Below are 23,517 nucleotides of genomic sequence, written 5' to 3'. Positions count from 1 at the left end.
CTTTTAACCGCTAAATACATCGAAAAACCTGTTGTCAAAACTAAGAATATGTTCAGCAGTATCAAGTACAACAACCTTTTAGAGCTAACAGCCTTATGAACCTTTAAAAGCTCCTCATTATTTTTTGTTATCTCTCGATGAAACTCTTCAAAGTCATTTTGGAATCGTTGTAGTTGCTCTTTTTCTATCTGTCGTAGTTCAGCAACATTTACTGTTACTTTGATATTTATTTACGTACATACGCATCTATATAAATACTTGTGTTAAATTGTACATTAATAATTAGACATATAAAAAAATAACGAAGTAAAACTGTAAAAGCACCTTTACAGTTTTACTTCTTTTAAAAAACAAAGGCACCTTATAAGATGCCTTCATCTGCAAAAGAGTAGTAACTCTCTGCTGTTATAATTAAATGATCTAAAAGATTAATATCAAGTATTTTACTTGCTTCTTTAATCTTTCTTGTGATTTGTCTATCAGCATCACTTGGTGCTAATTTTCCTGACGGATGGTTATGTATAATCAAAAATCCCACTGCATGCGCTTTTAAAAGAGCGGAGAAAATGATTCTCAAATCTACTATTGTACCTGTTATTCCTCCTGAGGAAACTTCTAATACTCCAAGTACTTTGTTGTTGTTTGAAAGCATAAGTACTTTAAACTGTTCTAATAATTCAATCTTATTACTATCCCATGCTTTTAATGCTATTTGATATGCACTATAAGAAGATGTAATCTGAGGTCTCTGCGAAGCTTTTACTTTTGATTTGTAAATTAATTCTACTTCTGAGGCAATAAGCCATTCTGTGTTTAAAACTGTAGTTTCCATACTATTAAATTTTTAAATTAATTATGGAGCCACAATTGGTAATGGCTTAGCAAGCGCAAGAAGCAACGCAATAAAGCGCAGACTTTAGTCAAGCATTTATGGGGGAATTTCTTGCTAGCGAACCGCTAGGCATTGCCTAACTTTGTGCAATTATTAATAAAAATAAAACTATAATCAATGTGTCTTAATCTTTAATCTGATAACATTCTTTAGCACACTCGTAAAGCTTACAAATGAAATAATAAACTCTGTTCCATTGTTCTTCTGTGTATTTAACCGTTGGGTATTTGATATTAGGATAATTTCTAAGACATGTATAATTCTCAAATAACATTTCCTTTATCTCCTTATTACAGTCAATAACAAGACCTAATTCAGGAGCATACCATTGAATTAAACGCCATAGGTAACTTGTAGTGTGTACTTGTGGCATATAATCCATTTTAGCAAAGAGTATAGCCATTGAAAGTTGCTGTAAGGCATACTTATAGAAAATTACATCTGCATCGCTCTGACAGCCTTCTATTTGATAGCTGAGTCTTTTCACAATAGGTTTAAGCATTGATTTGCACTCTACCCAAAACTTTAATTTAAGTTCATTTAGTGGAAACGTTTCTAAATCTGGATTCTCTGCTATTAGTGGCTTTCCAATCCATAGCTTATCCTCTGTTATATTCTGTTTAAAGAAAGAATGATAAACAGGTATATGCAAATACCAATTTGATTTTTTAATCAGGATTACGGTTACATCAACTAAATCCTCAGTATGAAAAGAAACGTATTGTCTTATATTACCCTCTTCATTAATGTGCAACGTCTCAATACTTGCTAGTAATAGTAAATGTAGCTTATGAGAAGTAGAATCATCAGAGTTTAAGAGTACTTGATCGTTAGTTCGTCTTTTTATTAGATAAAATGACTCTACTTTCTTATACTTCAAAAGTATTTTTCTTGTCCGTTCTTCAAGTTCTTCTTGTATTTCTGTTATCTCATTGGGATTATTTAAAGAAAGTAGCTTTTGCTTGTTTACCATGAGCTTATATTTAGTGAGGATTCTATGTGGTATTTCTACGTACATCGCTTCTAAAAAATCCTGAGCTATGTTAAGTAAATATCCTACTAATGGTTTTTCATAGGGTTCTATCTGTTCAGCATTTTTCTTTGGTTTTAGCTCTTCTCTGAATAATGAAGTCATATCTCTCGCATAAAAATCAAAGTCTTGTTTAAAAACATCTTGAACAGTAGAGCAATGGCTAAATACGAAATTTAGAAAAGAAGCAGTACTACACTGAATGCTCCCTGATAATATAGGTTGAACTCTTTCTTTAGTATCTTGTATCACTTGCTTTATACCAAGTATAGCAGATTGTTCATCTATGTGATTAGCTTTCAGCTCCTTTTTTAAAGACTTTAAAAACTTAGTGTTTCTTTTGTAATGCTTAGCAAACCATTTAGAAATAAAGCTTTCAAAATCATTTTCTTTCTGTTTAGATTGGTGCAAACTAAATAATGGTTCACTATCGTGTAAAGAACCATAAACGAGATTTTCTTTTTGGCAATTTAATGTTGAATACATTATATTCTGAAAAGAATCAGATTGATAAAAGTCCTTGATACACAAACAGTAAATATTTGCTTGGTAGTGATTAATCCCCTTAGTAATCCATTTGCTTCTACGGATATTATTTAGTTCATCAGCATCATAAAAACAAAGAGTAATAATAGGATGATTGAGCAAGTTCTTCTGCGAATAAAAAATAAACCCTACTAAATTTTTTTCGATTAAACCTTCAAGTTCGTATCTTAATTCGCTTGATAGTTTCAAGCTTGAAAGGTTGTTAATGATTGATTTCATAATTACAGTATTTAAGGTTAACTACTGCAAGGTCTTACCTTGATTTACGGTAATCTATTCGAATAAAGGATATTATAGTTTCTAAACGAATAGTTTATCCTGTGTAAAGAGATCAAATTTATGAACCTAAAATTATATTATTATGACTAATAAAGAGAATATTAAAAGGCTTATAATCACTCGAGAGCAAGTAGTTAATGTGGTGACTATTATAAGTGAAGATGAAATGGTTTTATTGCAAATGATAGATAATATCTTACTTGTATTAAATAATCCAATTGTAATGGAGCATTACAACAATTACCCAAAATATATTGAAGAATACGGGATTGAAAAACTTTTAAAACGGGAAGTTGAATTCGAAGATACTAGTAAGTTTGAGTTTGAAGTTGTAAATACACTAATGGCTTTACAATTACTTATATGTTGTGCTTTTGAACTAATCAAAGAGGGTAAGTTAGTTGATTATAAAAAACATGAAAAAGAAGTATTAGAGAAAAATAGCTTTAGAATATATGCCATAGAAAAGATTATAAATATAATGGGTTTCGAGTATTTTATGGCTCACATTTACAATCTTGTTATTCTTGTAGTCGGTAAAGAGAATTACAAGACAATAACTGACTTGTTTTCCAGTCAAGATATATCTATGATAGAAAAGGAGAATGTACTTGATGATAATCCTATTATGCAATATAATAAGGAAGTTATTATTTGGTTTGGGATGATACGCATATTTATTGATTTAATGACTTGTATTGTTGAACTAAATACAGACCAAGATAATACTCAGGATTATTAAATGCATATTTTATCCTTGATATAGAATAGTTTACCAATACAAGGGAAGGTATTTTTATATAAACTTTAAAAGACCTGAATTATGAAAAAAGTAAAAATTCCCTTAGAAGCTCATATATGGTATAGAGAGCCTATTAAAAATCCTTATGATATGTTATCTCGTTTGTTTGAAGTTGTAATTCCTTCTGAATTAAAACAATATTTAAGCGAATTAATGGTCTATACTCATAAAAGCGAAATATATCAACAACAGAGTCCTCATGTCGTTTTTTTAATTTATTCTATACTACGTTCAGTAGTTCGCGGTAGTTATAAAATACGAAGTAACTCAGATAAGTATTATATTCTTAATCCATTAAAGAAATCAACAGTTGCTAAGTCTAAAGTTTTTTTGGGTTCATTGTCATTAGATGAGTATTTAAACCCTTACATGGTATTTGAGGATGTTTTTGAAAAACAATCAGTAATAGATATAGAGATTGATTTGTTTGAAATTGTAGAGTTTGCACTTGGTAATTTTATAGAACCGCCTTCTACAGAAATTAATATTTCTTTTATCAATGTCAATAGATTGATTGAGGCATGTTGGCTAATCTGCGAAAGAACTGAGTAGTCATGGCAAAACAAGAACATTCATTAGAATCATACTATTGGACAAAAGACAATGTTAAATGTCCATACGAACTATTCAATTGGCTTAGAGAACTTGCAGATATTGAATATTTTCAAGAACAGTTACGAAGTTATTGTTGCTATACTTTAAGTCATAAGATGTATGATAAAATAAGTGCCTCAGAGGTTATCTATGATGCAACTGTTTTACAATCCATATTTAAAGCAGGATATAGGATATATCTAAAACCAAAGAAATTTTATAAAAAAGGGCTTACTGTTGCTGAAATATCTGATGAAGAACTAAAGAGGATTAAATATTTGAATAAAGATGAATATAAGAATCCTTATATAGTATTTGAGAATATCTTTAATCGATTTACTATTGAACAGGTAAATAAATCATTCTTTGATTTAATTTTAGCTACAATGGCTGATAGTTTATATCATAAAGACTATTGTTGCAATGTATCAATGCTGAACTTTCATAAAATGTTGGATGCTTGTAAACTCATTCAACAAAGGGATAAAACTACTTATAAATAAATATTTAAATGTATGTCCGTCTGATGTAATAAAGAGAAGTAAGTTAATATTTATCAAATTAAATAGTATACAAGCACTTTCTATAAAGGCTGTATATTAGTTACTTATGATTTTTCAAGAACTGCTTTTTCCATACTAAATCATCAATATGACACTAAACGGAGATACATTAATATTTATCTAAAAAAGAAAAAGGTAGAATACCCTTTATAGTAATTCTACCTTTTTTCTATTATATACGATATCATCTAATGCCTACTTACTTTGAATAAGCTTTTCTAAACGATTCATCATTTCTTCTTTCTCTTTAAGCATACGCTCATACAAAGCAATCTTTTCTTCGTGAAGCTTCACAATTGCATCAATAGGACTATTATTGAAAATAGGATTATAATTAATATCATTAAATGTACTTGATATTATATTAATAGCTTGCTGTTCATCAAAATTCTCAATTGCTTCAACAGGTATCTTAAGTACCTTAGAAATCTGTTGCAGTAATGAATTATCAATTACTTCTTTTTGTTCCAATACAGATATCTTCTTTTGATTCCAATCTTCACCCAAATCAAAAGCAAGAACCTCTTGTTTGATTCCAAGCATTTCTCTAAAACGCTTTACATTTCTACCTTGGTGTATTTTATGTTCCATAATTAATAGCTTAGTTTAAGAAGGCTCAAAAGATAAAGCCATTGATTTAAAAAAGATTGAATCGTAAAGTTACACAAAAAACTAATATTTGAAATACTTCAACTAACAATGTTGCTATTTCAGTTTGTATATGCACAAACAAGTAACCAAGAAAAAGAAGATATTAAGTAATATTAGGTATAGAATCTTCTTCGAGTTGATTGACTTATTCACCTTGTAATGCTGTTCATTAATTGCTTGTAATCTAATACAAAAGTGATCAAGATAAGAAGCAAGCCGTTCTGTTTGTTGCTCTTCTACTTTTTTAAGCTCAGATAGGTTTACTTTAACCTCAATACTGTTTAATTTGTATGAAAGCTCAGTTTGCTGAGCGATATTCTGCTTCATTGTTTCTTGCAAGTAAACTACTTGTTGGAAGAGTAGCTCAGTGAGTTCTGTAAGTGTTGGTTGTTGCTTTGCCATAACTATCGTCTTATTGTTCGTTTTTTCTTTTTAGTGATATCAGGAGTATAGTCTTCATAGTAATTTCCGTAGGAGTTTAGAAAACTAAACAGGCTTACAGTATTGATGTTCCAATTCTCAAATGAAATTTGTTTGTCTTGGTCTTTGAACAGGACAGCGTGAAATAAATCGTCACTACGTTTGGGAGTGTTATTTTCAAACAGTTCACTTAGTTTTAGATTACGGTCAACTTCACTTGCTTTTAAGTTTGTGCTTGTGGGTAAATGAATAAATCGATACCCTTGAATATTGCCTTGTTTGTTTACACTCGGTTTCACTTCTATTTGATACATACGCATCATATCGATATACTGCTGTAAACTTTTAGGACGCTCTTTTAAAACAAGATAATGTGCTTTTTTAATCTCTTGTGCTACTTGCTTTTGATTAGCTTTTACTTGTTCTTTTTTGTTTTCGTTTTCTTGTCTTATAGAAGTCCAACCATATTTTAAAGCTATCTCATGAGCGATGCGTTGCGCTTGAAATCCGATATAATTATCCTTTAATGTTTTTCCTTTTTCATCAATGCGGTTAGCCAATATGTGAATGTGCTTGTGCTCTTTTTCAGTGTGAACAAAAGGATGAATACGAACCAACGTCTTCAGTTCGAAGAAATGCTTCAAGACCAAGACTTACCTGGATGGGCATATTCTAGAAACAACCCTTATAAGACAGTAAATGGTGTACAGGTAGCTAAGACAGATGTTGATTATATAGAAGGAGATAGACGATTAGCTGAGATTAGACAGACTAATATTGATTGGAAAAAGAAGTTAATGAGAAGAGGGATTAATCAATCTCATAACTTAAGCTTCCAAGGGGGCGATGATAAGACTCAACACTATACTTCATTAAACTACTTCAAACAAGATGGTGTATTATACAACTCAGGTATAGAAAAGTTCAATGTGAATAGTAATATTCACCATAAGTCTGGTAGATTGAGTACTAACTTCTTCATCAACTTAGCGAATATTAATAGTCAAACTTCAGAGTCTGACTTTGATGTAAGCGAGACAAATCCTGTAGCTTCTATGTACTTCGCGTTACCTTATGAGAATCCGTATGATGAAGATGGAAAACTTACTCCTGGTACGAATAGATTTGGTACAAATGCTTTAGCAATGTATAACGATGTTAGCCGAAGAGAAAAACAGCAGAAAGGTGTATTAGCAGGTAACTTTGCTTTTGATATTACAGATGACTTTAAACTTACTAGTACAATAGGGGTTGATTATACTAAGCTAAGTAATACACATATCATCAAACCTGATACGTACTTCGGAGACCTAGTAGAAGAAGGTGGTAAAGGAATGTATAGTCAAGGTGATCAGACTAACATCGGGCTAATGGCTAACTTCGGGGCTAACTATAAATACAGATGGGATGCACACGAGATAGAAGCGATAGCCTTAATGGAGATGAATAGACAGAAGTATAACTATCACGGCTTTACAGGATATGGGTTAATAGATGGGCTAGACCATACTGCAGGTGGTATCACACCAGGTACACCTGAGAATGACTTCATTCCTAAGATAGAAGGTAGAGCTTCTGAGAACTTGTTACTTTCTCAAGTCGCTTTAGTGAGATATTCATACGAGAACAGATTTACGTTGTCTACTAGTTTAAGAAGAGATGGTTCATCACGTGTACCTCGTAATAACAGATATAAGTACTTCTATGCTGTGGGAGGTAGTTGGAATATGAAGACAGAAGACTTTATGCAGAATATAGATGTTATCTCTATGGCACGTTTAAGAGCTAGCTATGGATTAACAGGTAATGCTAATGGCTTCGCTAGTGACTTCGGGTACCGCCGTCTTTATGGCCCTGGTCAATACAACGGAGGTACTGCCCTTAACCCTATAACACCAGGGAACAATCAGTACAACTGGGAGATGAATAAGATTCTAGACTTAGGGTTAGAGTTCGGTTTATTTGAAAATAGATTAATTGGAGAAATAGACTTCTATAACCGTATTACGAGTGATTTATTCTTAGATAGATCTCTTTCTAGTACATCGGGGTTTGAATCCATAGCAGATAATATGGGTAAAATCAGAAACCGTGGTATTGAATTAAAACTGTCTGGAGATGTGGTAAAAAGTGGAGACTTCACCTTTAACTTAGGAGTTAACTTTGCTTATAACAAGAATAAAATCTTGAGCCTAGGAGATGAGGATGAAATCATCACAGAAGACTACTCTATCCATCAAGTCGGCAAGCAAATAGGACATTTCTATATGGTGAAATGGGCTGGTGTAGATCAGCAAACAGGTGCTCCACTCTATTATGACAAAGAAGGTAATATCACGACTACTTATGATCCTGATAATGCTGTATTAGTTAAAGGAGGGTTTGACCCTGCTATCAAAGGAGGGTTTACAACTAACTTTAAATACAAAAACTTAGAAGTAAGCGCCTTATTCTCTTTTATTAAAGGAATGTATAGACTTAACACAGGAGAGTTTTACAGAACATCCGCAGACCAAACTTACCGTATCTATAACCAGTCTACAAGTATGTTAGATATGTGGCAAAACCCTGGTGATGTCAGCGATAATCCTAGTGCAAAATACGCTCGTTATATGACTGATAGAGAGCTACAAAAAGCAGATTACTTAAAACTTAGAAACTTAAGTGTAAACTATAGATTTAAAGACTTCGGTAAATGGAATAAAATAGTAAAAGAGGTCAATATATTCGCTCAAGGGCAAAACCTATTGACTTGGACAAATTTCAAAGGACAAGATCCTGAAGATGACAATAACTGGTACCAATATGAATACCCATTACCACGTACCATCACAGCAGGTGTAAAAGTAATTTTTTAAAGCAATGTCAATGAAAACAACCATATATAAAATAAGTGCAATACTATGCTTAGCATTAGGAGCTATTAGTTTCCAGAGTTGTGATAGTATGCTAGATATAGACCCAAAAGATGCTGTAAATGAAGAACATATTTACAGTTCGGTTAAGCAATTTGAGTTTGGAGTACTAGGAGCTTATACAGAGCTAAACTTAGAATACAATACCTTAATCGGTTCGATCATGGCGGATGATTGTAAATTAGCTCCTGGCAATGCTGGGGTAAACTCTTATGCTGTCAATCTTAACCGATGGACTTTTAGCGCAGACGATGACCTTCTACAACAGATATGGATAGATTACTACCACAGCGTGTACAAGATTAACAGACTACTAGAAAACATCCATAAAGTACCTACTAACAATGAGGCTGAAGTAGAAAAACTAAAGCAACTAAAGAGTGAATTACACGGTCTAAGAGCTTTAATACACTTCGAACTACACCGTATGTTTGGACAATCTGAATACTTAGGGATGACAGCTTATACAACCCCCTATAAGACGAGTTCTGATGTATATGAGAAGCCAGGTAAACAGACAATACAAAACTTCTATAAACAACTAGATAGCGATCTAATGGAAGCAGAGCAGTATATTAATAAAGATACCTCTATTCGCTTAAGTGAGGATGCTATCTTAGCTTTAACTGCACGTGTGGCACTATATGCGCATGACTATACAAAAGCAGAAAGATATAGTACTCTGCTAATTAATAAATATCCACTAGCAACGGCAAAAGAGTTTGAAGGAATATGGGAGGACACTTCTAATGCTGAGGTTATTTTTAAACTGAAGCGCAACAATGATGACAACATTAGACCCAACATATTCTGGTATGACTTCAGCAATGGTAAAACATTGTACTATGCTTCACAGAAGCTAAGAGATCAATTTGACTCAGAAAATGACCAAAGATATGAACACTTCTTCGGTATAGAAGATGATGCAGTCATCAGTAAATATGATGGTAGCGCATTCAACGATCGTATTAATGATTACAAAGTATTCCGCATCAGTGAAATGTACCTTATACGCGCAGAAGCATATCTAAAACTAGGTAACAATACCAGTGCTACTAATGATATTAATACACTTAGAGATAATAGAATTAAAGATAATACTCACTTTACTACTGTGACGCTACAGGATGTATTACAAGAACGTTTCTTAGAATTATCCTTCGAAGGACATCGCTATTTTGATTTAAAAAGATTAGGCTTACCATTAGAAAGAGATTCACGTGATCTAGCAGTAGATACTGATAACACGATAATTAATGCTTTTGATGAATACTATCAACTACCTATTCCACAAAAAGAAGTACAAGCTAATCCAGCGTTAAAATACTAATACTAAAAAAGGCTATTCTTAAACAGAATAGCCTTTTTCATTTACAATAAACCTCGATTCATACTCTAAAGTATAAATCAACAATAGCAGGCCCCCACCTGCTATTGTTTTCGAAACAAACTAACCGTTATATCTGTATATTTTGACTTAATAATAACTTATCATATACAGTTACAACTTCTACATTAATTCCCCCAAACTAATGTATTTTTATATATTCGTCTTGGTGTTGCTCTAAAGCAAAACGCAATTCTTCAATAACTTCTTCCTTTAGTCTTTCTGGTGAAACAACTTTCACATATTTACCAAATTTCATGATTTGTTGCTTCAACTCATAATTTGGTTTAACTAATAAAGTAGCTAAAATACGTTCTCCACATACACTCTCTGTAATTACCTGAGATGAGTGAAGTGGGCAAGAATTTAAAACAGCTCTTTGACTCTTATCAAATGAAAGGACTACTTCGTGAACATCTTGATTGGTAAAGTTTAAGCCTATAATTTCACTAAACTTAGTTCTAGCTGACTCTGAGCATCCTTTAAAACGTTCGTTCTCAATCATCACATCTGATATAGTATCTAAAAAGTAAGTATGGTACTCATTATCTTCTAACGCAACAACATACCACGCATCTTCAAATTCTTTAAACAGTATAGGTGCTATTTTCACACGATGTGGCTCTCCTTCTGACTGATTAGTATAAGTAAAAGATATTTTTTGATTTTTCGTCATTGCTGTATAGATCATTCTAATCGTATCTATTGGCAATACTCCTTTCTTAGATACTGGATCGATATAAGTAGAAGCTGACGCCCTAGACCCATTACTCGAATTAAGTATATCTGTAGTTACCAGATCTTTTAAATGTAATAAAACTTGATTTGCTCTTGCTAAATATTTAGGAGCAATATAATACCCTTTTTTAGCATTATCTAGTGATACCTCTACCCCAAACTCTGTAGACAAGTCACTAAGTGCGCGATACAGTGTACGTTCACTAATATCAATATCATAACTTGCTAAGTACTCTAAAAGCTTTTCCCGCGAAGGATAATGATTTTGATTCAGGTAATTTAATACCAAAAAATAATAGCGTAATTTCTTCATTTTAACCCCAATTAAAATTAAGTGATAGTTGTGTTTTTTATAAATAACTAAATTAGCTTTTTTCTCTAATAAAAAAAACTATCTAATTGGGATACAAAAGTAATCCTATATAATAGAAGGTATTAAAAAATTGGGTGAAAGTGTCTTTTTTCTTAGTTAAGCTGCGTAATCTCAATTTGAGAAGAGTTGAAATATTTATTCATAACCAGCTACTTCGCTTCTGTTTTGACACATTTATAAATAGTAAAAATCAAATAATGCTAAGGTTATTTGATTACACCTTTATTAAAAAAATAGCGTCTATTTAAAATATAGACGCTATGGGGACACTCTAAATTCTTAGCTAGCCAACACTATACTAGAAATAGTTATTCTATTGCATCACAAGTTATACAACTCAGAATACACATGCTCTATACTAAGTATGGTTGATAGTAATGATACTTCTATACAATGTTCGCTCCTAATTAAAAAACAATTCGCTCATCTAAAAGAACATTACAAACATATTAATTTACCAATCTTCATAATCTAAAAAAAAGTAAAGCAAGTAATTTATTGAGTAAAGAAACCACTAGCCACAATATACAGGTACAAAAAAAGGAGCCACTTTACCCATGACTCCCTCTTGTACTATCTCACTCAGATACTATCTCACTAGATAAATACCATCTTCTTTTATCTCTATCTTCTTCTCTTTATAAAGAGTTCCTATTGCCTTTTTAAAGGTCTTTTTACTCATGTTTAGAACAGTCTTGATGTCTTCTGGATGACTATTGTCATTTAGCCCTAAGAATCCTCTGTTGTGCTCTAATTCTCTGATAATAATTGTAGCACTGTCTACTACTCCATCAAAACCTAATTTGTTTCTACTAACGTCTATTTTTCCATCAGGACGAATAGATTTAATATACCCTATGATACGATCTCCTGTGTGTAACTCTTCAAACACTTCATTCTTATACATAAGACCAGCGTGTTTTTCATTGATAATTACATTAATACCTAAATCTGTAATATGAGATACAACTAGTTCTACTTCTTCTCCTTCTTCTACAGTAATATCCTTATTATCGACAAACTGCTTTAATTTACTAGAACCTACCAATCGTTTACTTTGATCATCAAGATACATATAGATCAGATATCTATTCCCTTCTTTCATAGGACGCGCTTGTTCTCTAAACGGAACGAATAAGTCCTTTTCTAACCCCATATCCATAAAGGCTCCATATTCATTAATGTAGCTTACTTTTAATAACGCAAACTCATTTACATATATTTTAGGCTCTAAAGTAGTAGCTACTGGTCTTTCTTCTTGATCTAAGTAAACAAAGACAATCATCTCATCTCCAACTCTAATATTCTCAGGTTCGTATTTACTAGGTAAAAGAATATCTGTTTCACCATCTGTTAAATAAAGTCCAATACCCGCTAAACGAGCAACCTTTAATTTATTATCATCTCCTATTTTAATCATATTCTTGTATATCTTTTATATTGTGAACTTAAGTTCACTTTTACTTTAATTCTAAGTCAAAAATGTCCTTCAATACCTCTACTTCAGGATTAATTTCTATAAAATGTTGGTACTTATCTTTTGAGTCTAATACTCTCTTAACTAGCTTAATCTCTTCGTTAACAGTAATATTTAATTCAATTGCAAAGTTCTGTAATTTTTTGCGAAGGTAATTAACCAAGTCATACTTATTCTCTTCAAAACTCAATTTAGAACCCTCATTTGGCAATTCTAATTCAATACGAGCTTCATACAAAGTAGGTTGAGCCATTCGCATTAAAGAAGCCATTAGCATTAATCCTGCTCTAGTCAAACGATCTATATAATAGTTCCATTCTCCCATTAACTGATCATAGGTAAAAGCCTGTTTAGGTAAGTCATCAGGGTTAATTACAACTTTTTCTAGAGACGAAGCCAACTCTTTTCTGTTTCGAATACTAGTCAACGATAAGGCAGAAGCTCTTTTAGGTTGTTCTGCTATAGGATTAGTATTACTTTCTATATTGAGTGACTGATTATTTAATGACTCACTTGCCTGAGGTTGTACTAGATGATTTGACTCAACAGTTTGAGCTCCTTGAGGAGCAACTGTATTATCATATTGATTATTTACACTTTGAGCATAACCACCTTGCTCTACTACAGGTACATTATTAGGCACTTGTATGTTTTGAGCTGATTGGTGAATACTATTTACCTCTTGTACAGATGTGTTTTTACTTACACTTGCCAAAGCATTTAACTCATCTAAATTACTTGTAAATTGTCTATTATGAAGTAATTCTTTAAGCGCTAAAGCTGGTATTATAAATTGTTTATCTTTTTTTTTTCGCCTTCAAAAGATAAAGACGCTAACTGCATTAGACACAATTCTACTAGTAATCTCTGGTTTTGACTTGATTTATACTTCAGATCACAATCATTCGCTATCTCTATAGCTTGTAACAAGAAAGGCATTGAAGTTTGTTGTGACTGATTGTAAAACAATTGTTTGCCATGATCTCCAATCTCTAATAGATTGATTGTCTCAGGTGTTTTACAAACCATCAAATCTCTAAAATGAGAAGCCAGTCCAGAAACAAAATGATGTCCATCAAATCCTTTAGATAAGATATCATTATACGCTAGTAATAATGCAGGAATATTATTCTGTAAAACAAAATCAGTGATACGAATATAATATTCAAAGTCTAATACATTAAGATTTTCAGCAACAGCTTGTCTTGTTAAGTTTCTACCACAATAAGAAACAACTCTATCAAATATAGATAATGCATCACGCATAGCACCATCAGCTTTCTGCGCTATAATACGCAAGGCATCATCCTCAAAGTTGATTCCTTGACTTCTAGCAACATCAGCTAAGTGATTAGCCGCATCAGCAATAGTGATTCGTTTAAAATCAAATATCTGACATCTAGATAAGATAGTTGGTATGATCTTATGCTTCTCGGTAGTTGCTAATATAAAAATAGCATGACGAGGTGGTTCTTCTAATGTTTTTAAGAAAGCATTAAACGCTGCAGAAGACAGCATATGCACCTCATCTATAATATACACCTTATACTTTCCAGTCTGTGGTGGTATACGCACTTGATCAATAAGACTTCTGATATCATCCACTGAGTTATTAGACGCAGCATCTAATTCAAATACATTAAATGCAAAGTCCTCATTCGGATCATCATATCCCTCTTGGTTTATCTTTCTAGCTAAAATACGAGCACATGTCGTCTTACCTACTCCTCTAGGTCCTGTAAACAACAAAGCCTGTGCTAAGTGATTACTCTCAATAGCATTAACTAGAGTACTTGTAATAGCTTGTTGGCCTACTACATCTCTAAATGTTTGGGGTCTATATTTTCGGGCAGATACGATAAATTGTTCCATAGGTCTCTTATTATCGCAAAGGTAGTTTATTTTTTAGAATACAGAAATTATTCTCTTAACTCAGCAGGGAAAAACTCATCTTTACCTATCTTATTTGACCACTGTTTTCTAAGTTCATTTAGATGAATAGGGCTATGAGGTTCTCTGCTTTCTAACTCAAAAGTATAAAACAAATACTGTAACTGTACTTCTATATAAAAGTCATCCAAATAAAGTTCAGGACGATACTCCGATTTCAAGTCTAAACTAAAAGTTCGAGCAGCAGTATTAGACCAAAAAGCCTTCCAACCACTTTTAAACTCCTTAATTAATTTATATACAGTCTGTCCTGTCTGACGATCAATAAGTTTAATCAGCACTTTTCCATCATTACGAGACAGTTTCTTTAATCTCGCTGTAAACTGTTCTTCTAGATATTTCTGAGAGCGTTTTATATACTTACGCTTATCACTATTACTAGTCATCTTATCTAGGTTTGCATTCAGAATCACTAGATTCTCTGCTGTAGCCTTTGCATAAGGATACACTCTACGCAATCTATTGCGCAGAATAATCATATCACGTCTATACTTCTCGTCTTTAATATCCACCCCAATATAAATCTCAGGAATAGTATATTCCTGTATCGTATCTCCTTCTATAATGAGTTCATGCGGTATCTCTGGTACTTCAACTAGCTTTTTATCTTGTGCAATAAGGTATTGCACAAAAAACACAAAACTAATTACTAAAAGCTTTTTCATAACCTAAATTATACTCCAAAATTATCTCTTTTTGTTGAGTAATAATAATAGTATTAGGTAAATTAGCAAAAAAATAAAATCATGAGTACAAAGACAATTCTAGATGACAGTTCACTAGCTTTTTTAGAAACATATTTAAATAACCCATCTCCTACTGGACATGAGTCAAATAACCAAAAGACTTGGATGGAATATCTAAAACCTTATGTAGACACTTTTATTACAGACACTTATGGTACTGCTGTAGGAATAATCAATCCTGATGCTCCTTATAAAGTTGTGATAGAAGGACACGCTGACGAAATCTCTTGGTACGTTAAGTATATCACTGAAGAAGGTTTTATTCACGTAGTTAGAAATGGTGGTAGTGATCACATGATCGCCCCTTCTAAACGAGTACATATCCATACTAAAAAAGGAATTGTAGAAGGTGTATTCGGATGGCCTGCTATACACATCAGAAATAGAGCTGGAAAAGAAGAATCTCCAAAAATAGAAACAAACTTTATTGACCTAGGATGTGACTCTAAGGCTGAAGTAGAAGCATTAGGAGTACATGTAGGTTGTGTGATTACATACCCTGACACTTTCACTATCTTAAACAATAATCGTTTTGTATGTCGTGCTATTGACAACAGAATGGGTGGTTTTATGATTGCACAAGTAGCTCGTTTATTAAAGGAGAATAACAAGGCACTACCTTTTGGACTTTATATCGTAAACGCAGTTCAAGAAGAAGTAGGATTAAGAGGTGCTGAAATGATCACACAAACGATTAAACCTAATGTAGCTATCGTAACAGATGTTTGTCATGATTCTAATACACCGATGGTAGACAAGAATATCGAAGGGGATAATAAGATTGGTAGAGGTCCTGTAGTAGGATATGCTCCTGCTATCCAAAATAACTTAAGAGAGTTAATCGAAGAAACAGCTGAGTATAACAATATTCCTTTCCAACGCAATGCCATGAGCAGAGTAACAGGTACAGATACAGATGCCTTTGCTTATAGCAATGGAGGTGTTGCTTCAGCACTTATCTCTCTTCCTCTAAGATATATGCATACTACAGTAGAGATGGTTCACAGAGATGATGTTGAAAACACAATCAAACTAATCTACGAAACACTACTTAAAATAGAGAATAACGAAACTTTTTCGTACTTTAAATAACATAGTAAGGCAGCCATTCGCTGCCTTATTTTTTATGAATTATCTACCAATTTTATACAAACAAATCAAAGGAATATGATTAAATCCTCTATCTTTGAATAAAAATACATTTAGATAATGTCCAATTACAATCGCAACAAAAATAAAGTTGCAAAACTAAATACAAACTTAACTCTTGCACAAATCATTGAGCAAGCAGGTACTAATCCAGAATATAGAATTGTATTTTACAATCGTTTCTTAAAAGATGATATTTATGTGCTCGTTGAAAAAGGAGCTTTAGAAGGTAAGACTGATGGTAGCATGGATCCTACACCTCCTATTATTGCTTTTGAGAACAACTGTATTCCTGTATTTACACATCCAGATAGAATATACGATGCTAGTGCTATACATCAAGAAATGGATTATATGAAAGTAAGAGGAAATGACTTCTTAGAAATGACACTAGGAGCTACTATCATTGTCAATCCTTTTTCTAAAGTATACAAAGAATTAGTCGTAGAAGAAATAGCAGAAATGCTGAACGGTAGTATATTCAACACCTTAAGTAGCCCTGTATTAAAAGCTCAGATGAATGTAAAAATAGGAGCACCAGAGACTGAACCTACTGTTTTATTAGAAGAGTTAAAAACTGCCTTTTCTGAGCACGAACTTATTAACGCAGCTTATATCGGTTGGACATTTAATGAGATCTTAGATAAAAATGCTCATTATGTATTCGCGATAGAGTGCGCTAAAGAATTAACTGATTTTAAAGAAGTAGCAGATTTAATCTCTAACTTCTGTAAACCTCATTTAACGAAAGAGGAATATATAGATATTATCAAGTTAGAAAAGAATGGAAACTTTAGCGATTATTTCTATAATCACGCCACTCCTTTCTACACAAAATAACAAACAATGACAAAGGAAGCTAAATTCACCCCTATCGACTTAGAATCGTGGAACAGGACTCCTTACTATGAATATTACCGAAATATTCTAAAGACAAAATATACGGTAAGTATTAAAATAGAAATTACAGAAGTATTCAGTCTATACAAAAGTAAAGGATACAAGTTCTTTCCTACCTTCTTATATATCATCATGAAAGCACTTAACAACAGTGAGGAGCTTCGCACTTGTATACATGAAGGTCAACTAGGCACATGGAATTTTTTAGCCCCACAATACACCCTCTTTCACGAAGATGACAAAACATTTTCTGATTTATGGAGTGAACACGCTGATGACTTTAAAGCTTTTCACCACAATATCATCTCTGATATCGAGAAGTACAAGGATGTTAAAGGAATAAAGATAAAAGCAGGTCTACCTGCTAATTTTGTTCCCATCTCTTGCGTCCCCTGGATTAGCTTTGAGAGCATTAGTCAAGATACTTCTCATGACTCTGATTTTTTAAAGCCAATTATTCGTTTTGGCAAGTATTATCAAGAGCATGATAAGGTTTTAATACCATTATCTATTTACGTCAATCATGCTATAGCAGACGGATATCACACTTCCATGTTCTTACAAGACATACAAGATATTGCAAACGATGCTAGAAACTGGATATTATAAGGATTATCTCTACAAGAGGTAATCCTTTTTTTATTTCCTCCCTACTTCAATAAACCTCATTATCAAACAACTACCCTATCAATCCCTTCATAGTCTCTGTTAATTTATCCTTCTTAGACAAATAACCCCCTTGTCGCGTATATAATTAGTGTACTTTTGCCGATTCTAAAATTTTTAATATATGCCACAACAACATAAGAATAGTTTTTTCTTTTTAGTATATCTAGTAGGGTTAAGTATCATAGGGTTTTTAGCAACAGATATGTACTTACCAGCATTTGACAAGATGCGTATTGATCTTGACACCACTAAAAGTAATATTAGCGCTACCTTAAGTTTATTCCTTGCTGGATACGCTATCGCACAACTAATGTGGGGACCAATATCTGACAAAGTCGGTAAACCAAAAACCATTATAATAGGTCTTAGTATATTCACTATTTCCTCTTTAGCAATTTTCTTTACAGATAGCGTAATCGTCTTTATCGTATTAAGACTAATACAAGCTATCGGAGTATGTGCTGCTGCTGTTAGCTGGCAAGCCTTAGTTATAGAAAAATATCCTTCTAGCGAGACGAATAAGGTATTTGCATCTATTATGCCTTTAGTAGCTCTATCACCCGCTCTAGCGCCTTTATTAGGAGTATACTTATTAGATCATTTCGGATGGAGATCTATCTTTATCACATTAGCGATCATATCTGTTCTTCTGATTTTATACACTTTCACTATAAAAGAAGAAAAGAAAGTAGAAGAAACAGTACAAGTTGAAGCAAAGAGTATTTCTTATTTCGAAATACTTAAGTCAAAAAAATACGTAGGTAATGTACTTATCTATGCATTGTGCTCTGCTGCTTTCTTTGCATGGTTGACAGGGTCACCTTTCTTCTTAAAAGAGATGGGATACAATGAAAGCGAAATAGGCTTTAGTTTCGTACCTCAGACTATTGCCTTCTTAGTAGGTGGTTTTGGATACAGAACACTATCTTCTAGAGTAAATGGAGATGTATTAATGCCTTTCTTTATTGCATTATTTGTTATTGCTATTAGTTCACTTACTGCATTAGCAGTATTTACCACTCCTACCTTGACGACCTTATTAATCCCATTTTGTTTAATGGCTTTTGTCAATGGAGCATCATACCCTATTGTAGTCTCAGAAGCTTTAAAGCTATATCCTAATAACTCAGGTAAAGCTGCTGCTCTGCAAAACACTATTCAGTTAGGGATGTGTTTTATCGCCAGCTCCATAGTTTCTCTATTTACAGAAGATGCTCTATTTACTACTGTATTAGTTATGACCGGAACTATTCCATTAATATACATAGCCTACCGATTGACAAAAAGTTCAAAATAATAGACACAAAAAAAGGAACCTAAATATTTAGGTTCCTTTTTTTATATATTCTATCTACATATTATGCGTTAGATACATCTACAGTAGTTGCTTCTGCAATTTGTTTGTAAGTACCATTCTCTAACTTCTCGCGGATAGCTTCATAAGCTTTTAATGTCTCATCGATATCCTCTTTAGTATGAGTTGCTGTAGGAATCATTCTCAATAAGATAATTCCTTTAGGAATAACTGGATAAACAACGATTGATAAGAAAATATTATAGTTCTCTCTCAAGTCATTTACCATAACCATTGCCTCAGGAATACTTCCTTCTAAGTACACAGGAGTAACACAAGTATTTGTATCACCGATGTTGAATCCTCTGTCTTTTAATCCATTCTGAAGTAAGTTTACATTCTCCCATAACTTCGCTTTTAACTCAGGATTAGTTCTTAAAAGCTCTAAACGTTTTAATGCTCCTTTAGTGAAAATCATTGGTAATGATTTTGCGAACATTTGAGAACGTAAATTATATTTTAAATAATCAATAATATCTTTATCTGCTGCTACGAAAGCTCCGATAGAAGCCATAGACTTAGCAAAAGTAGAGAAGTACACATCGATACCATCTTGACATCCTTGCTCCTCACCTGCTCCTGCTCCTGTAGCACCTAGAGTACCGAATCCATGAGCATCATCAACTAATAAACGGAAGTTGTATTTCTCTTTAAGAGCTACTATTTCTTTTAATTTACCTTGTTGACCTCTCATACCGAATACCCCCTCAGTGATCACTAAGATACCTCCACCTGTAGTTTCAGCCATTTTAGTTGCTCTCTCTAAGTTCTTTTCGATACTTTCGATATCATTGTGTTTATAAGTAAAACGTTTACCCATATGTAAACGAACACCATCAATAATACAAGCGTGAGAATCTACATCGTATACGATTACATCATTCTTCGTTACTAAAGCGTCGATGATAGAAACCATCCCTTGGTAACCAAAGTTTAATAAATAAGCTGCTTCTTTTTGTACGAATGCTGCTAATTCATTTTGTAATTGCTCGTGCATTGTAGTATGTCCAGACATCATACGAGCACCCATTGGATAAGCTGCTCCATATTCAGCAGCTGCTTCAGCATCTACTTTTCTAACTTCTGGGTGATTAGATAAACCTAAATAATCATTGATACTCCAGTTAATAACTTCTTTTCCATGAAACATCATACGATTTGACAAAGGTCCCTCTAGCTTAGGAAACACATAATATCCTTCCGCTTGAGATGCCCATTTTCCTAAAGGCCCTTTATTTTTCTGTATTCTGTCAAATAAATCGTTTACCATAATATAACTATGTTTAAAAAAACAATTGCAAAAATAATGATATTTTGTATGCTTTCATAATAAATAGGGAACTATTTGAACCGAAACCCCTCTAACTGTGATAGTATTAAATGCATTTTACATATAATATCTCAATATAAAAACGCGAACAAAATGACCATTTTTTTCACAAAACATCTAATGAAAAGTGTTTTTAAAATAAAAACCTCCCAATATGGGAGGTTTTTACTTCATATTTTTAATATAATGCAGGGTATAAATTAGGATTTACCTCATTCATCATTGCATAAACTTTTTCAAAAACATCTTCTGCTGATGGCTTAGAGAAGTAATCTCCGTCTGTACCATAAGCAGGTCTGTGTGCTTTAGAAGTCAATGTTTGAGGATCGCTATCTAAGTGACGGTATCCTTTTTGTTCTTCTAACACTTTTTGAAGGATATAAGCAGAAGCACCACCTGGTACATCTTCATCGATAACTAACAGGCGATTTGTTTTAGCAAGACTCTTCACGATATCGTGGTTCAAGTCAAATGGCAATAAAGACTGAGCATCTATAATCTCAACATCTATTCCTACTTCTAACAACTCTTTTGCAGCTTGCTCTATAATTCTTAAGGTAGAACCATAAGATACGATTGTCATATCTTTTCCTTCTTTGATGGTCTCTACTACACCGATAGGAGTTTTAAACTGCCCTAAGTTATTAGGCATTTTCTCTTTTAAGCGGTATCCATTAAGACACTCGATTAATAAAGCAGGCTCATCACTCTCTAATAAAGTATTGTAGAATCCTGCTGCTTTTGTCATATCTCTTGGAACTAATACATGCATTCCTCTGATTGCATTTATAATCATCCCCATAGGAGATCCTGAATGCCAGATACCTTCTAATCTATGACCACGTGTTCTAACAATCAATGGAGCTTTTTGGCGACCTACTGTTCTATATTGAAGAGTAGCTAAATCATCACTCATGATTTGGATAGCATATAATAAGTAATCTAAGTACTGAATCTCAGCGATAGGTCTTAGCCCACGCATTGCCATACCGATACCTTGACCTAAGATAGTAGCCTCTCTAATACCAGTATCTGTTACTCTATTTAATCCATGTTTCTCTTGAAGTCCTTCTAATCCTTGGTTTACGTCACCGATATTACCAGAATCCTCTCCGAAGATCATCACATTTTTATGATTTTCTAAGATAGTATCGAAGTTATCTCTTAGTACTACACGAGCATCTACTTCTGTAGCATCTGCATCATAAGTAGGCAGTACCTCTTCAATAGCTGTAGCTGTACCCGTCATTAGGTGAGAGCTATATCTAGGTTGGTTCTTAGCGAAGAAATCATCGATATACTGCACTAATGCACCTTTACCTGATTCTTTAATCACCATTCTCAGTACCTTACGAGCTGTAGTGATTACATCTCTTCTGATTGGCTCTTTAATACCAGCTAAATCATTAGCCATTTTCTCTATAAATACTCTATTTGCACTAGATGCAGCTACAGTACCTAATAAAGCTACTAATTCATTACGCTCAGCGATGATTGGATCTACATAAGCTTTCCAAGCTGCTTTTTTGCCTTCTAAAACTTCTTTTTTAAGTTGTTTATCTAGCTCATCTAACTCTTCCGCAGTAGCAATATCAGAAGTAATCATCCAGTTTCTCATCTGAACGATACAGTCGTGCTCTACTTCCCAAGCTAAACGCTCTGGGCTCTTATATCTCTCATGAGAACCCGATGTAGAGTGTCCTTGAGGTTGAGTTAACTCTTGTACGTGTACTAATACAGGCACGTGTTCTTCTCTAGCTATTTTAGAAGCTTGGTTATAAGTATCTACTAAAGCTACATAATCCCATCCTTTTACACGTAGGATTTCATATCCTTTACCGTGTTCATCTCTTTGGAATCCTTTTAATATCTCAGAGATATTCTCTTTTGTAGTTTGGTATTTTGCGTGTACAGAGATACCGTATTGGTCATCCCATACATTCATTACCATAGGTACTTGTAATACCCCAGCAGCATTGATTGTCTCGAAGAATAATCCTTCTGAAGTAGAAGCATTACCTATCGTACCCCATGCTACCTCATTACCATTTACAGAGAAGTTTCCTTCTTTATCAGCATCTGCAAACTCTCTATAAAATTTAGAAGCTTGAGCTAATCCTAATAATCTAGGCATTTGCCCAGCTGTAGGTGATATATCTGCACTTGAGTTTTTTTGGTCAACTAATTTTTTCCAATTTCCGTTCTCGTCTAAGCTGTGAGTAGCGAAGTGCCCTCCCATCTGACGACCTCCAGACATCGGATCATTCTCTAAATCAGCATGTCCAAAAAGTCCTGCAAAAAATTGTTCTACTGTCAATTGTCCTATCGCCATCATAAAAGTCTGATCGCGGTAATATCCAGATCTAAAGTCTCCATTCTGAAAAGCCTTCGCCATAGCAAGCTGTGGCACCTCTTTTCCATCTCCAAAAATTCCAAACTTCGCTTTTCCTGTAAGCACTTCACGTCTACCAAGTAAACTACATTCTCTACTTAGTTTCGCAATCTTATAATCTTGAATTACTTCTTTCTTAAAATCATCGTAAGAAAGAGCCGTTTTTGTTTCTTTTTGACTCATTGTAAAATACACTAATTTACTTGTTACGAATATAAAATAATATCACTAAAAAAGCTAGTACATACTTCTTCATTATATTGAATTAATACATACATCTTTTGATAATCAATCAAAAAAACAGTAAAAAAATTACACTAAGTAAAAATTAAAGTATTTTTAACAAAACGATATTATGAA

General features: G+C 33.2%; 19 protein-coding genes and 2 pseudogenes. 9 read left to right on the top strand and 12 right to left on the bottom strand.

Features of this window, described 5'->3' with window-relative positions; genetic code table 11:
- Positions 1-361: 361 nt before the first annotated feature.
- Together MYRA21_RS12040 and MYRA21_RS12035 are read right to left on the bottom strand one after the other, a co-directional pair.
- A complete protein-coding gene (locus tag MYRA21_RS12040) occupies positions 362-832 on the bottom strand; it encodes a RadC family protein (RefSeq protein ID WP_039329167.1) in 471 nt (156 codons plus the stop codon).
- A gap of 184 nt (positions 833-1,016) precedes the next feature.
- Positions 1,017-2,687, bottom strand: a complete 1,671-nt coding sequence (locus MYRA21_RS12035) for a hypothetical protein (RefSeq protein ID WP_039329164.1) — start codon at positions 2,685-2,687, stop codon at positions 1,017-1,019.
- A gap of 142 nt (positions 2,688-2,829) precedes the next feature.
- Here MYRA21_RS12035 and MYRA21_RS12030 point away from each other — a divergent pair, with 142 nt between their 5' ends.
- From MYRA21_RS12030 to MYRA21_RS12020, 3 genes are all read left to right on the top strand, one after another.
- The gene (locus tag MYRA21_RS12030) at positions 2,830-3,489 is read left to right on the top strand and encodes a hypothetical protein (RefSeq protein WP_039329163.1); all 660 of its coding nucleotides are present in this window, start codon (positions 2,830-2,832) and stop codon (positions 3,487-3,489) included.
- Between the two features lie 81 nt (positions 3,490-3,570).
- Positions 3,571-4,101, top strand: a complete 531-nt coding sequence (locus tag MYRA21_RS12025) for a hypothetical protein (protein ID WP_039329161.1) — start codon at positions 3,571-3,573, stop codon at positions 4,099-4,101.
- Between the two features lie 2 nt (positions 4,102-4,103).
- Entirely contained in the window at positions 4,104-4,646 is a 543-nt protein-coding gene (locus MYRA21_RS12020; protein WP_039329159.1) for a hypothetical protein, read from the top strand.
- A 255-nt stretch (positions 4,647-4,901) separates the two neighbouring features.
- Here MYRA21_RS12020 and MYRA21_RS12015 read toward each other — a convergent pair whose 3' ends face one another.
- From MYRA21_RS12015 to MYRA21_RS12005, 3 genes and pseudogenes are all read right to left on the bottom strand, one after another.
- Complete coding sequence (locus tag MYRA21_RS12015) at positions 4,902-5,297, bottom strand: helix-turn-helix domain-containing protein (RefSeq protein WP_039329157.1); 396 nt, start codon at positions 5,295-5,297, stop codon at positions 4,902-4,904.
- 114 nt (positions 5,298-5,411) lie between these two features.
- Positions 5,412-5,759, bottom strand: a complete 348-nt coding sequence (locus MYRA21_RS12010; protein ID WP_039329155.1) for a hypothetical protein — start codon at positions 5,757-5,759, stop codon at positions 5,412-5,414.
- A 2-nt stretch (positions 5,760-5,761) separates the two neighbouring features.
- Positions 5,762-6,376, bottom strand: a pseudogene (locus MYRA21_RS12005) (relaxase/mobilization nuclease domain-containing protein); the annotation flags it as partial.
- 3 nt (positions 6,377-6,379) lie between these two features.
- Between MYRA21_RS12005 and MYRA21_RS12000 the strand changes: the two are divergent.
- Positions 6,380-8,635, top strand: a pseudogene (locus MYRA21_RS12000) (SusC/RagA family TonB-linked outer membrane protein); the annotation flags it as partial.
- A gap of 10 nt (positions 8,636-8,645) precedes the next feature.
- The gene (locus MYRA21_RS11995) at positions 8,646-10,022 is read left to right on the top strand and encodes a RagB/SusD family nutrient uptake outer membrane protein (RefSeq protein WP_235279903.1); all 1,377 of its coding nucleotides are present in this window, start codon (positions 8,646-8,648) and stop codon (positions 10,020-10,022) included.
- Between the two features lie 199 nt (positions 10,023-10,221).
- Here MYRA21_RS11995 and MYRA21_RS11990 read toward each other — a convergent pair whose 3' ends face one another.
- The 5 genes from MYRA21_RS11990 to MYRA21_RS11970 form a co-directional block, all read right to left on the bottom strand.
- The gene (locus MYRA21_RS11990) at positions 10,222-11,130 is read right to left on the bottom strand and encodes a YafY family protein (RefSeq protein WP_039329150.1); all 909 of its coding nucleotides are present in this window, start codon (positions 11,128-11,130) and stop codon (positions 10,222-10,224) included.
- 649 nt (positions 11,131-11,779) lie between these two features.
- Positions 11,780-12,610 (bottom strand): S1 RNA-binding domain-containing protein, encoded by an 831-nt coding sequence (locus MYRA21_RS11985; protein ID WP_006259374.1) that lies wholly within the window; start codon positions 12,608-12,610, stop codon positions 11,780-11,782.
- A 40-nt stretch (positions 12,611-12,650) separates the two neighbouring features.
- Positions 12,651-13,382: a hypothetical protein gene (locus tag MYRA21_RS11980; RefSeq protein WP_006259375.1), complete on the bottom strand. Its 732-nt coding sequence runs from the start codon at positions 13,380-13,382 to the stop codon at positions 12,651-12,653.
- Positions 13,383-13,453: 71 nt separating this feature from the next.
- Positions 13,454-14,539 carry a DNA polymerase III subunit gamma/tau gene (dnaX, locus tag MYRA21_RS11975; protein WP_006265032.1) on the bottom strand — a complete coding sequence of 362 codons (1,086 nt, stop codon included), beginning with the start codon at positions 14,537-14,539 and terminating at the stop codon, positions 13,454-13,456.
- A 47-nt stretch (positions 14,540-14,586) separates the two neighbouring features.
- Positions 14,587-15,282, bottom strand: coding sequence for a DUF4294 domain-containing protein (locus MYRA21_RS11970; protein ID WP_039329148.1), 696 nt, complete (start codon positions 15,280-15,282; stop codon positions 14,587-14,589).
- 81 nt (positions 15,283-15,363) lie between these two features.
- Between MYRA21_RS11970 and MYRA21_RS11965 the strand changes: the two genes are divergently transcribed.
- The 4 genes from MYRA21_RS11965 (at position 15,364) to punC (ending at position 19,378) form a co-directional block, all read left to right on the top strand.
- A complete protein-coding gene (locus MYRA21_RS11965; protein ID WP_006259378.1) occupies positions 15,364-16,455 on the top strand; it encodes a M42 family metallopeptidase in 1,092 nt (363 codons plus the stop codon).
- Between the two features lie 117 nt (positions 16,456-16,572).
- Positions 16,573-17,352 (top strand): enhanced serine sensitivity protein SseB, encoded by a 780-nt coding sequence (locus tag MYRA21_RS11960; RefSeq protein WP_006259379.1) that lies wholly within the window; start codon positions 16,573-16,575, stop codon positions 17,350-17,352.
- A 6-nt stretch (positions 17,353-17,358) separates the two neighbouring features.
- The gene (locus tag MYRA21_RS11955) at positions 17,359-18,021 is read left to right on the top strand and encodes a CatA-like O-acetyltransferase (RefSeq protein ID WP_039329146.1); all 663 of its coding nucleotides are present in this window, start codon (positions 17,359-17,361) and stop codon (positions 18,019-18,021) included.
- 181 nt (positions 18,022-18,202) lie between these two features.
- Positions 18,203-19,378: a purine nucleoside transporter PunC gene (gene punC / locus MYRA21_RS11950; RefSeq protein WP_016649634.1), complete on the top strand. Its 1,176-nt coding sequence runs from the start codon at positions 18,203-18,205 to the stop codon at positions 19,376-19,378.
- 61 nt (positions 19,379-19,439) lie between these two features.
- On the opposite strand, the gene MYRA21_RS11945 is transcribed toward punC, so the two are convergent.
- Together MYRA21_RS11945 and MYRA21_RS11940 are read right to left on the bottom strand one after the other, a co-directional pair.
- Complete coding sequence (locus MYRA21_RS11945) at positions 19,440-20,705, bottom strand: aminotransferase class I/II-fold pyridoxal phosphate-dependent enzyme (RefSeq protein ID WP_006259382.1); 1,266 nt, start codon at positions 20,703-20,705, stop codon at positions 19,440-19,442.
- Between the two features lie 238 nt (positions 20,706-20,943).
- Positions 20,944-23,340 (bottom strand): thiamine pyrophosphate-dependent enzyme, encoded by a 2,397-nt coding sequence (locus tag MYRA21_RS11940; RefSeq protein ID WP_039329144.1) that lies wholly within the window; start codon positions 23,338-23,340, stop codon positions 20,944-20,946.
- Positions 23,341-23,517 lie beyond the last annotated feature (177 nt).

The sequence above is a fragment of the Myroides sp. A21 genome, from assembly GCF_000807225.1.
Taxonomy (GTDB): domain Bacteria; phylum Bacteroidota; class Bacteroidia; order Flavobacteriales; family Flavobacteriaceae; genus Flavobacterium; species Flavobacterium odoratimimum.
The sequence above is the reverse complement of the archived record's forward strand: the minus strand, read 5'-3'. Positions and strand labels throughout refer to the sequence as shown.

What these genes read in the sequence shown, in the direction of transcription:
- MYRA21_RS12040 (WP_039329167.1), bottom strand. Translation starts at nt 832, where the DNA reads ATGGAAACTACAGTTTTAAACACAGAATGGCTTATTGCCTCAGAAGTA.
- MYRA21_RS12035 (WP_039329164.1), bottom strand. Translation starts at nt 2,687, where the DNA reads ATGAAATCAATCATTAACAACCTTTCAAGCTTGAAACTATCAAGCGAA.
- MYRA21_RS12030 (WP_039329163.1), top strand. Translation starts at nt 2,830, where the DNA reads ATGACTAATAAAGAGAATATTAAAAGGCTTATAATCACTCGAGAGCAA.
- MYRA21_RS12025 (WP_039329161.1), top strand. Translation starts at nt 3,571, where the DNA reads ATGAAAAAAGTAAAAATTCCCTTAGAAGCTCATATATGGTATAGAGAG.
- MYRA21_RS12020 (WP_039329159.1), top strand. Translation starts at nt 4,104, where the DNA reads ATGGCAAAACAAGAACATTCATTAGAATCATACTATTGGACAAAAGAC.
- MYRA21_RS12015 (WP_039329157.1), bottom strand. Translation starts at nt 5,297, where the DNA reads ATGGAACATAAAATACACCAAGGTAGAAATGTAAAGCGTTTTAGAGAA.
- MYRA21_RS12010 (WP_039329155.1), bottom strand. Translation starts at nt 5,759, where the DNA reads ATGGCAAAGCAACAACCAACACTTACAGAACTCACTGAGCTACTCTTC.
- MYRA21_RS11995 (WP_235279903.1), top strand. Translation starts at nt 8,646, where the DNA reads ATGAAAACAACCATATATAAAATAAGTGCAATACTATGCTTAGCATTA.
- MYRA21_RS11990 (WP_039329150.1), bottom strand. Translation starts at nt 11,130, where the DNA reads ATGAAGAAATTACGCTATTATTTTTTGGTATTAAATTACCTGAATCAA.
- MYRA21_RS11985 (WP_006259374.1), bottom strand. Translation starts at nt 12,610, where the DNA reads ATGATTAAAATAGGAGATGATAATAAATTAAAGGTTGCTCGTTTAGCG.
- dnaX (WP_006265032.1), bottom strand. Translation starts at nt 14,539, where the DNA reads ATGGAACAATTTATCGTATCTGCCCGAAAATATAGACCCCAAACATTT.
- MYRA21_RS11970 (WP_039329148.1), bottom strand. Translation starts at nt 15,282, where the DNA reads ATGAAAAAGCTTTTAGTAATTAGTTTTGTGTTTTTTGTGCAATACCTT.
- MYRA21_RS11965 (WP_006259378.1), top strand. Translation starts at nt 15,364, where the DNA reads ATGAGTACAAAGACAATTCTAGATGACAGTTCACTAGCTTTTTTAGAA.
- MYRA21_RS11960 (WP_006259379.1), top strand. Translation starts at nt 16,573, where the DNA reads ATGTCCAATTACAATCGCAACAAAAATAAAGTTGCAAAACTAAATACA.
- MYRA21_RS11955 (WP_039329146.1), top strand. Translation starts at nt 17,359, where the DNA reads ATGACAAAGGAAGCTAAATTCACCCCTATCGACTTAGAATCGTGGAAC.
- punC (WP_016649634.1), top strand. Translation starts at nt 18,203, where the DNA reads ATGCCACAACAACATAAGAATAGTTTTTTCTTTTTAGTATATCTAGTA.
- MYRA21_RS11945 (WP_006259382.1), bottom strand. Translation starts at nt 20,705, where the DNA reads ATGGTAAACGATTTATTTGACAGAATACAGAAAAATAAAGGGCCTTTA.
- MYRA21_RS11940 (WP_039329144.1), bottom strand. Translation starts at nt 23,340, where the DNA reads ATGAGTCAAAAAGAAACAAAAACGGCTCTTTCTTACGATGATTTTAAG.